At 70.3% G+C, this 9493-nt stretch carries 11 protein-coding genes; 5 read left to right on the top strand and 6 right to left on the bottom strand.

Annotated elements, in window-relative coordinates; all coding sequences use genetic code 11:
- From VGV13_07510 to VGV13_07500, 3 genes are all read right to left on the bottom strand, one after another.
- A partial coding sequence (locus VGV13_07510) for an NADPH-dependent 7-cyano-7-deazaguanine reductase QueF (protein HEV8640927.1) occupies positions 1-158 on the bottom strand: 158 nt, incomplete at its 3' end.
- 64 nt (positions 159-222) lie between these two features.
- Complete coding sequence (locus VGV13_07505) at positions 223-519, bottom strand: type II toxin-antitoxin system RelE/ParE family toxin (protein ID HEV8640926.1); 297 nt, start codon at positions 517-519, stop codon at positions 223-225.
- A gap of 518 nt (positions 520-1037) precedes the next feature.
- The gene (locus VGV13_07500; protein HEV8640925.1) at positions 1038-1910 is read right to left on the bottom strand and encodes a DMT family transporter; all 873 of its coding nucleotides are present in this window, start codon (positions 1908-1910) and stop codon (positions 1038-1040) included.
- A 20-nt stretch (positions 1911-1930) separates the two neighbouring features.
- Between VGV13_07500 and VGV13_07495 the strand changes: the two genes are divergently transcribed.
- The 3 genes from VGV13_07495 to VGV13_07485 all read left to right on the top strand — a co-directional run bounded on the left by VGV13_07495 (position 1931) and on the right by VGV13_07485 (position 4007).
- On the top strand, positions 1931-3010 hold the full coding sequence (locus tag VGV13_07495; GenBank protein HEV8640924.1) for a DUF933 domain-containing protein: 1080 nt from the start codon (positions 1931-1933) through the stop codon (positions 3008-3010).
- A gap of 33 nt (positions 3011-3043) precedes the next feature.
- Positions 3044-3436, top strand: coding sequence for a hypothetical protein (locus VGV13_07490; GenBank protein HEV8640923.1), 393 nt, complete (start codon positions 3044-3046; stop codon positions 3434-3436).
- Between the two features lie 154 nt (positions 3437-3590).
- Positions 3591-4007 carry a hypothetical protein gene (locus VGV13_07485; GenBank protein ID HEV8640922.1) on the top strand — a complete coding sequence of 139 codons (417 nt, stop codon included), beginning with the start codon at positions 3591-3593 and terminating at the stop codon, positions 4005-4007.
- Positions 4008-4069: 62 nt separating this feature from the next.
- On the opposite strand, the gene VGV13_07480 is transcribed toward VGV13_07485, so the two are convergent.
- Genes VGV13_07480 through VGV13_07470 form a run of 3 tightly spaced genes read right to left on the bottom strand, consistent with a single transcriptional unit; the run spans position 4070 to position 7817 of the window.
- Positions 4070-5098 carry a uroporphyrinogen decarboxylase family protein gene (locus VGV13_07480; protein HEV8640921.1) on the bottom strand — a complete coding sequence of 343 codons (1029 nt, stop codon included), beginning with the start codon at positions 5096-5098 and terminating at the stop codon, positions 4070-4072.
- A complete protein-coding gene (locus VGV13_07475; GenBank protein ID HEV8640920.1) occupies positions 5089-5955 on the bottom strand; it encodes a MaoC family dehydratase N-terminal domain-containing protein in 867 nt (288 codons plus the stop codon). Before VGV13_07475 ends, VGV13_07480 begins: the two co-directional genes overlap by 10 nt.
- Positions 5952-7817 (bottom strand): ASKHA domain-containing protein, encoded by a 1866-nt coding sequence (locus VGV13_07470; protein ID HEV8640919.1) that lies wholly within the window; start codon positions 7815-7817, stop codon positions 5952-5954. The genes VGV13_07475 and VGV13_07470 overlap by 4 nt, the downstream gene beginning before the upstream one ends.
- A 74-nt stretch (positions 7818-7891) precedes the next feature.
- Here VGV13_07470 and VGV13_07465 point away from each other — a divergent pair, with 74 nt between their 5' ends.
- Positions 7892-8074: a hypothetical protein gene (locus VGV13_07465; GenBank protein ID HEV8640918.1), complete on the top strand. Its 183-nt coding sequence runs from the start codon at positions 7892-7894 to the stop codon at positions 8072-8074.
- 1 nt (position 8075) lies between these two features.
- On the top strand, positions 8076-9491 hold the full coding sequence (locus VGV13_07460) for an amidase (protein HEV8640917.1): 1416 nt from the start codon (positions 8076-8078) through the stop codon (positions 9489-9491).
- The last annotated feature ends 2 nt before the right edge of the window (positions 9492-9493 follow it).

Genomic DNA, 9493 nt, shown 5'->3' with positions numbered 1-9493 from the left:
TGGTCGGGGACGTAGCGGATCCTGATGGTCGCGAAGTCGGGCTGGCCGGTCATCGGGCACAGGCACGTGAACTCGGGCGCGGTCATGCTGACCTCGTAGTCCCGGTCCGGGTGCGGGTTCGGCACGACCTCCAGCGTCTTCGAGGGCTTGGTCGGCATCTCGAGCGATTATACCGGGAGGTTCTCGGTCCGCTGAAGCGGCGTTAGATTGAGCGTGTACCCGCTACCGCCCAAGCCAATATCCGGGCCGGCGTCGCGCGTGAGCGACGGCCAGAATCTGGACGCGGTTCTCGACCTCGCGGAACACAACGAAGAAAGGAAATCGGCGGAGCAGGTATCGACGCGTATCGCCGAGGTAGGGTGGCCACCGGCGTGGCGCATCCTCGATTCGTTCGATCGCCAGATCAAGTTCCGCCATAAACGCCTCAGCCGTCTCGGCGTTCCGAGCGTAATACCACTCGCGTGCAGCGCGGGCGTCCCCGATCGCCTCGGGATGAACCCAGGGGTGCCCGCCCGGCACTACCGGCCTAGGATCATGCGGCGAGCTTCAGGCCACGGGACTGGCGTAACTGCCCCGGAGTCTAGTTCTCGGATGCGCTTAGCTATCTCCGCCGCCCACGCAGCCTCTGCGCCCTCGTCGACGCCCTCCTCCAGACTTTCCAACAGCGAGGCCGCGAGCGCAGCCCGTGCCTCGGGCGACAACTTCAGAGCTTCCTCCAAGAGCTTTGCAGGGTCTGGCTTCATGTGCCGATTCTACTCCAGAGGGTCCTCACGGCTATTGAGGTCCGCCCCTACCTCAGGGGCGAGGCCGGCTTGCAAGGTCCACACCCTGTCAACGAACGTCTGGGCGAGTACTGTTACCGATCCGCCGCACTGGAGGCATGGAGCCCGGTAGTCGCCCGGGAGTGCGGCGCCGGCAAAGTCTGGCGGACGCTGGTAGCTCGGACGCCCGGAGACGGGGGTGCGGGCTCCTGCAAGCACAGATCGGTGAGGGTCATAGATACTGAGGGTTGCCCTGAGACGGGAAACGGCTGGCGTTCACCGGCTCGTGAGCCCGATGCCGGCGGCGACGGCGGCGCTGGCGACGAGCAGATCGAGGGTGAGGGCGTCGCCGGCGAAGAGCGCGGCGGCGACGACGCCGAAGAGCGGCTGGGTCAGGAAGAAGGCCGCCAGCGCGCTCGGCCGGTAGCGCTTGAGCAGCCAGAGGTTCACGACGAAGTTGAAGCCGGACACGATCGCGCCCTGGAAGGCGATCGAGCCGGCCAGCCGGGTGGTCCACCGCGTGGCCCCGGGCTCGAACAGGAGCGACATAAGAAAAAGGAGCACCACGCCGATGACCGCCTGGGCCAGCAGGATCTTGACCGGGTCGAACGTCTGTACGGCCCGCGCCATGTAGACGGTGCGTTCGGCGAGCAGGAGCGCGCTCAGGAACATGATCCCGTCGCCCAGCAGGGTGGGGGCGCCGCCCGCCTCGCGGCCGAAGAGCAGGGCGATGCCCGCGTAGGCGATCAGCACGCCGGCCAGCCGCCGCAGGGACAGCCGATCGCCGGGAATGAGGAAGTGGGCGAGAACGACGAAGTGGACCGCGTAGAGGTTCAGGATGATGGCGACGTGGGCGGCGCTGGTCAGCCCGGTGGCGATGTTCATCGAGGCGATCTGGGCGGTGAGCATCACCCCGAGGACGCTCAGCGGCCGCCACTCCTCGCGCGCGATCCGCAAGCCGGCCAGGCGGCCGGTGATCCACGCCCATCCGAGGATGATGATGCCCCCGACGAGGAAGCGTATCGCGGCCAGGCGGAGCGGCGGGGCGTCCTCGAGCCCGATCTTGATCGCGATGGGGTTGACGCCCCAGAACAGGGAAGCCAGCAGCGCCAGCGCGGCGCCGCGGAGGTCTATCGGGACGTAGCTCACCGGGTGCGATAATCGCACACATGAAGATCGGCCTGATCGGACTGCCCAAGAGCGGCAAGACGACGCTGTTCAACCTCCTCACCGGCTCCACCGTCCCCACCTCGCGCTACGAGACGGGGCGCGGGGAGCTCCACACGGGCATCGCGCGGGTGCCGGACCCCCGCGTGGACGGGCTGAGCGCGCTGTTCCAGCCCAGGAAGACGACGTATGCGAGCTTCGAGGTCGTGGACCTGGCCGGGATCGCCAAGGGGGAGCGGGCGGGGCTGGAGACCAAGGAGTTCCGGAACGCGGACGCGCTGCTGCACGTGGTGCGGGCCTTCCCGGACCCCGCGCTCGGCGCGCCCGATCCGCGGCGCGACATCGACGATCTCGAGACCGAGCTGATCCTCGCCGACCTCGAGGTCGTCGAGCGCCGCCTGGTCCGGCTGGAGTCCTCCATCAAGAAGCGCCGCACCGACGCCGAGGTCCGGGAGCAGGAGATTCTGAAAAAGCTCCAGGCGGCCCTGGAGGCCGCGACGCCGCTCCGCGCGCTCGAGCTGTCGGCCGACGAGGCCCGGGTGGTGCGGGGCTTCACCTTCCTCTCGCAGAAGCCGATCCTGCACTGCGTGAACCTGGACGAGAAGGCTGTCGGCGAGGGCGAGCGCGTCGTCGAGCGGTTCGGGCTCGGCGGGCTCACCTCACGCCCGCACACCCGGGTGGGCTGGGTGTCGGCGGTGATCGAGGCCGAGGTGGCCCGGCTCGCCGGCGACGAGCAGCAGGCTTTTCTGGCCGACCTGGGCCTCACGGAGCCGGCCATCCGCCGCCTCCTGAGCGACTGTTACGCGCTCCTGGGCCTGATCTCGTTCTTCACGGTCGGCGACGACGAGGTGAGGGCGTGGGCGATCCCCCGGGGCACGCGCGCGCAGGACGCAGCGGGGACCGTGCACTCCGACATGGCCCGCGGCTTCATCCGGGCCGAGGTCACGGGCTACGACGAGCTGGTCGCGGCCCAGGGGTCGTTCGCAGAGGTGCGGGCCAGAGGCCAGCTCCGGCTCGAGGGCAAGGACTACATCGTCGGCGACGGCGAGATCTGCCACATCCGCTTCAACGTCGGGAAGTAGGCCTCCTCTTGTGCACTGGCGCTGGCAGTCGCAGTGGCGTTCTTCGTGGCGTCGACTGTACCGACACTCGCAGGTCCTCCTGCTGGCCGGGGTGGCGAAGCCGTCAAGGACACGAAGGACGACAAAAGCGAGGCTACTTCTGACGCGAAGAAGTCGGACGCCAAGCGAGGCGACCGGAAGCCAGCGAAGAAGGGCGACGCGGACAACAGCGGCAACGCTAACGAGCACAGCAACAAGGGTGGGGAGCTGCGCGGGCTCGATCGTGCGGATCAGGTCGCGGGCGAGCACGGTGAGCAGGGCCGTGCCAAAGCGAGGACCAAGCAGGAAGGTTATCGTTCCGGCACCGTCGCCGGTTGTTGCTCGTCTCGGCTCACCTCTTCCTGCGCCGGCCTTTGCGCGACCGCATCCCACCTCGTTTTCCCGTAAGTCTAGAACTTGAATAATACGTCTCAGCTCCAGGACGAAGTGTGCTAGCGTCTTCGAAAAGCACGGGGAGCCAATTCACGTTCGCAGCGTAGGCTGGAGAAAGGCGCATCGCCACCGTTCGGTGGTTTCCGAACGCCAACCGCGGAGGAGCTCGATGGACAAACTTGATCGGAGATCAGCTTTGGCATTATTCGGATTCATAGCCGCTTCGGCCGCTGTGGTGAAGCCCGCAGCTTCGCAAACCATGTACAAGACTGTCGGCAAGGACACGACGTTGGCACCCGGTGTCGTGCAGCGTGTCTATGGCGAGGGACCAGCCATCATCTCTGGCTTTAAGAGTGTCTCGATGCGTGACATCATCATGCAGCCGGGATCGAAGACTGCCGGTAACCCGATGAAGGATGCCATGGTCTGCCATATCACCGAAGGAGAGCTTCGGCTCGTGCAAGACGGCAAGACCTTTACGGCCAAAAAGGACCATGTCTGGACTTGCGGGAAGGGCACAAAAGAGCAAGCGTTCAATGACGGGAACGTAGTCGCAATTATGAGGATCACGGACCTGATGGCTTGAGGCTCGCTTAGAGGCGCCTGGCGCACCGGTCGGATCATGCCGAGTGCCCAAAGGTCGCTGGTTCACACCGTGGCGCCCGGCACGCGCTTGAGCGGGCCGCCGAGCGCGCGCACCACGGCGGCGACGTTGGGGTCGGGCGTTCCCGTGGGCAGCACGCAGCCGGGCCCGACGATAAGGCCGACGCCGCCGGTCTGAGCGATCGCGTCCTGCGCCTCGGCCACGGCTTGCTCGGGCGTGCCGTCGCAGAGGGTCTTCCATTGATTGAGCCCGCCGATCACCGCCCCCGGCACCAGCGCCCGGCCCTCGGCGAGCGACGGGGGTGTCGCGCGGTCGTCCCAGTTCCACGCGTGCCCGGGCAGGCGGGCCAGGGGCGCGAACATGAGCTGATCGCCGTGGGCGTGGATGATCGTGAGCGCCGAGCGGCCGTGCACCGACTGGAGCAGGCGGCGGTCGTAGGGCTCGCCGAACTCGGCGTACTCCGCCTCGGTGTAAAGGCTCCGGCTGGCGGCCTGGATCGAGTAGAAGATGCCGGAGACGCCCTCGGTCAGCGCCAGGTCGGCGAACCGGATCAGCGTCTCGGTGATCGCTTCGAGCGCGTCCTTCACGAGCGCGGGGTGCTCGCGCAGATCCGAGCTCAGGCGATCGCCCGAGAGCTTCCGGGCCAGCGACAGCGGCGAGAAGAGCGTGGGCACGACGGGGGCGTCGCCGATTCTCCGATCGAAGCCCATGCGGACGATCGTCTCGATCTGCTGGGAGTACCCCGCCGCTGTTGCGGGATCGAGCGGGCGGATCTTCTTCCAGTCCTCCGGGCCCCGGACGGCGCAGCTCGCGCAGGCCCGGTGGCCGTCGGGCAGCACCTCCTCGGCCTCGACGCAGCCCCATTCCTGCACCGCGTATCCGCCGCTCGGCGTGATCTTGATGAAGTCGGAGCCGTAGCGCTCGTGGAAGCGCAGCGTGGCCTGGGCCAGACCGGCCGGGTTGCGGTCGACCTGGGGGAAGTGCCGCCACACCGCGTACGGCACGCGGTCCACGGGCTGCCGGGTGATCGCGGCCTGGACGCGCTCGCGGCGGCTCATTGGCTTCACAGCCACAGGGCTCCCTCGCTGAGAACGGCGCGCCCTCCGGCGTCGACGGCGTCGAACCCCACGCGGTCGGCAAGGCGGTCGCGCCCGTGGACCACGAAGGTGGACGGCAGGCGCACCATGCCGGTGAAGCGCGCCGCCACCCCGCGCACCACGGCGGGGTCGCCCCCCAGGTCGCGGCCGATGACGCGTGACACGGCGAGTCCGAGCGTGGCCGTTCCGTGCAGGATCAGCCCGGGCAGCCCCGCCGCCCGCGCGGCGGCGATGTCGGTGTGGATCGGATTCCAGATGCGGGCGCTCTCGGTGTAGACGTGCGCCGCCTGGGCGGCGACCTGGACCGGCGAACCCCACCTGACCGCGTCAGGATTCTCCGTCGCGGGCTCGATGGGGGGCAGCGGCTCGCCGCCTTCCGCCTCGGCGTGGACGCCACGGTACACGCTGCCGTAGAGCGTCGTGGTCACGGGGCGGCCGCGGTCGTCCACGGTTTCGAACCTCACCACGACCAGGGCCCCCGCCCGGCGCCGGCTCAGCGCGACCACGCGCGCCGTCGTCGAGAGCCGGTCGCCGGCGCGGGGCGGCCGATGAATCGTCAGGTGGTGGCTCGCGTGGACGCCCAAGGGCGCAATCGCCTCGCCGATCGTCCGGGCCCGGATGGCCTGGGCCAGCGGCCACTCGTAGCAGACGGGGAAGATCGGATGGGCCAGAGGACCGCCGGGCGCCGCCGTGTCGTAGTAGCGCGGACCCTCCTCGCCGAGGGCCGCCGCGTAAGCCATGAGCCAGCGGGCGTCGATCTCGTGCGTCAGCGGGCCCGCGACGGCGCCCACGATGGCCGCGCTCAGCCGGGGGGTCGTCGCGCGCGTCGTCATCGGGACGGGAAGTTCATGGACTCCACGAAGATCTGCTCGAAGTCCGGATGGGCGGCCAGCGAGACGTGCTCGATGCGGCCGGCGATCTCCGCGGCCCGCGCCCGCTCGGCTTCGCTGAGCAGCGCGAGCTGGGCGCCGAGCGAGGCCGCGTTGCCCACGTAGCGGACCTTTTCGGGCGGCAGCGGTGGGATGAGCCCGATGCGCAGCGCGCTCGAGATCGAGATGTAGTTGCCGAAGCCGCCCGCCAGCATCAGCTCGACCAGCCGGTCGGGCCTGACGCCGGCGACGTGCAGGAGCATGGCGACCCCGGAGGCGATCGCGCCCTTGGCCAGCTGCACCTGGCGGACATCGTCCTGGGTGAGCACGATCTCGCGCCCGGCGCCCGCCTCCCCCGGCCGCAGCACGATCACCTGGCGCTCCTCGCCCCGCATCACCACCCGGTCGCGCAGCCCGGGAGGCAGCGCGTCGCGCGCCTCCACGCGGATGAGGCCGGTCGCGTCGATGACGCCGGCCTCCAGCAGGCCGGCCAGGAGGTCGATGAGACCGGATCCGCAGATCCCCAGGGCGTCGACCTCCCCGATCGTGTGCACGCGGATGTCGTCGTCCACCGCGACGCGGTCGATGGCGCCCAGCGCGCCGCGCATGCCGTGACGGATCTGCGCGCCCTCCAGCGCCGGGCCGGCGGGCGCCGAGCACGCCCACAGACGCTCCCGCGAGCCGAGGATCACCTCGCCGTTGGTGCCGATGTCCACGGCGACCCGCACCTCGGCGCTCGCGTAGATCCGGGTCGCCAGCGCCACCCCGACCGCGTCGGCCCCGACGAAGCCCGCCACCAGCGGCAGCAGGCACACGCGGGCCTCCGGCGCGATCTTGAGGTTGAGCTCGCGCGCGGGCACGACGAGCGCGTGGCGCATGACCGGGGCGTAGGGGGCCAGCCCCACCCACGAAGGATCGATGCCGAGTAGCAGGTGGTGCATGCAGGTGTTGCCCACGACCACGGCCTTGTAGATCCACTTGGGCAGCACGCCGGCCTCGCGTCCCACCTCGGCGATGTGCTGGTTCAGCAGACCCACGATCCGCGTCGTGAGCCTGCGCAGGTTGCCGGGATTGAACTGGACGAAGGCGATGCGGGACATGAGGTCGCCCCCGAACACGGCCTGGGGGTTCAGGCTCGAGACCGAGCCGAGCTGCTCGCCGGACTCCAGCTCGACCAGCGTGGTGACGACGCTGGTGGTGCCGATGTCGATCGCCAGCCCGAACTTCATCGCGGACGTGTCGCCGCGCTCGACGGCGAGGACCCGCCGGCCGAAGGTCGTCACCGTGACGGTGCCCCCGTCGTCCCTCAACGCCGCCGGCAGGGTGGCCAGCACGCCCGGGCCGACGTCGCCCGGCTCGAGACCGACCGCGGCGACGAGTTCCTCGACGTCCGAGGTCTGGTGGTGCTCCTCGCGCGGCAGCGACACCTTGACGACCTGCTTGGCGATCCCCGCGTCGATGGTGATCCCGCTGGCGCGGGTGACGCCGGGACCGGCCCCCAGGATCTGGAACGATTGCTCCTCCACCGGCGGCGCCACCTGGACCGTCACGGCCTCCTCCAGGCGGCACTGGCAGGCGAGGCGATAACCCTCGCGGACGAGATCGTCCCCGAGCTGCACCTCGTCGGCGAGGCTGGGCGGAGGGATGGTGCCGGTCACGAACTTCACGCGGCAGGAGGTGCAACGGCCGCGTCCGCCGCAGGTCGCGGTGATGTCCACGCCGCCCGCGTGGGCGGCCTTGAGCACCGTGGTGCCGGCGGGCGCCGTCAGAGTGCGCCGCGCCGCGGGATCGCGGGGATCGACGAGGATGGTCAGCGAGACGGCCACGTGCCCCGATTGTAGCGCACGTGGCTCGGCGCTCGAGCCTTGCCTCCGGCCGCGCCTGCCGGTATTCTCCCGGCATGACGACGCCGGTTTCCCTCGACAGTCTCCGGCGCTCGGCCCAGCTGGCCGGGTTCGACTGGAGCGACGCCGAGCTGGAGGCGATCCGGGGCGCCGTCGAGCGCGCGCTGGAGAGCCTCGCGCGCCTGGAGCGGCTGCCGCTGGGCGACGTGGAGCCCACCACGCAGTACCGGGTGCTCTGAGATGGCCGATCTCTGCTGGGCGTCGGCGGCGGACCTGGCCCGCATGATCGCCACCAAGGCGGTCTCGCCGGTGGAGGCGGTGCGGGCGCACCTCGACCGCATCACCGCGCTCGACCGCTCCCTGCGGTCCTTCATCACCGTGTGCGCCGACGAGGCGCTGAGCGCGGCGCGGCAGGCCGAGGCGGAACTCGTCGCCGGGCGGCCGGCGGGGCCGCTTCACGGCGTGCCGATCGGATTGAAAGATTTGTTCAACACGGCGGGCGTGCGGACGACGGGCGGCTCCAAGATCCTGGCCGACTTCGTACCCCGGGAGGACGCCACGGTCGTCGCCCGGCTGCGGGCGGCGGGGGCGATCGTGCTGGGCAAGCTCAACATGCACGAGTTCGCCTACGGGCCCGAGGGGCTGAACGCTCACTACGGTCAGGCCCGCAATCCGTGGGACGCGGCGCAGGCCCGGATCCCCGGCGGCTCGTCGTCGGGCTCGGGTGTCGCCGTGGCGGCCGGGCTCGTGGCGGCTGCGCTGGGGTCAGACACCGGCGGGTCGATCCGCATCCCGGCCTCGCTCTGCGGCATCACCGGTCTCAAGCCGACCTATGGGCGCGCCAGCCGCGCGGGCGTGCTACCGCTGGCGTGGTCGATGGACCACGTCGGTCCCATGGCGCGGACGGCCGCGGACTGTGCCCTCATGCTGCGATGCCTGGCGGGGCACGACCCGCTCGACACCTCCACCAGCGTCCTGCCCGTCCCCGACTACGTCGGCGCGCTGACGGGCGAGATCAAGGGGCTGCGCGTGGGCCTGTTGAAGAAGTTCTTTCTCGACGGCGCCGCGCCCGAGGTCAGGCAGGCAGTGGAGCGCGCGGCCAAGGCGCTGGAGAAGCTCGGCGCCACGCTGGACGAGGTCGATCTGGAGTCGATGCCGCACGTGGCGCCGGCGTCGTTCGCCATCGTCGCCTCGGAGGCGCTGGCCTACCACGCCGAGTGGATGCGGACGCGTGCCGCCGACTACCAGCCCGACGTCCGCGAGCGCCTCCGGATGGGCGCCTTCGTCACCGGCCTGCAGTACGTGCGCGGCCAGCAGATGCGCGCGCTCGTCCGCGCCGAGGTCGACGGCGCGCTGGCCCGGCGCGACGTGCTCCTGGCCCCGACCACGCCGATCACGGCGACGGTGCTGGGCCAGACGGAGGCCACCCTCGGTGACGGAACGACGGACGTGCGCTCGGCCCTCATCCGCCTCACACGGCCCTTCAACTTCTCCGGCCATCCGGCCTGCTCGGTGCCTTGCGGGTTCTCGACCGCGGGACTGCCGATCGGCATGCAGTTCGTGGGCCGGCCGTTCGACGAGGCGACCGTCCTTCGGGTCGCCGACGCCTACCAGCGGGCCACCGACTGGCACGCGCGGCGGCCCGTGTTAGCATGACG

The sequence above is a fragment of the Candidatus Methylomirabilota bacterium genome, assembly GCA_036001065.1.
Taxonomy (GTDB): Bacteria; Methylomirabilota; Methylomirabilia; order Rokubacteriales; family CSP1-6; genus MNEF01.
The sequence above is the reverse complement of the archived record's forward strand: the minus strand, read 5'-3'. Positions and strand labels throughout refer to the sequence as shown.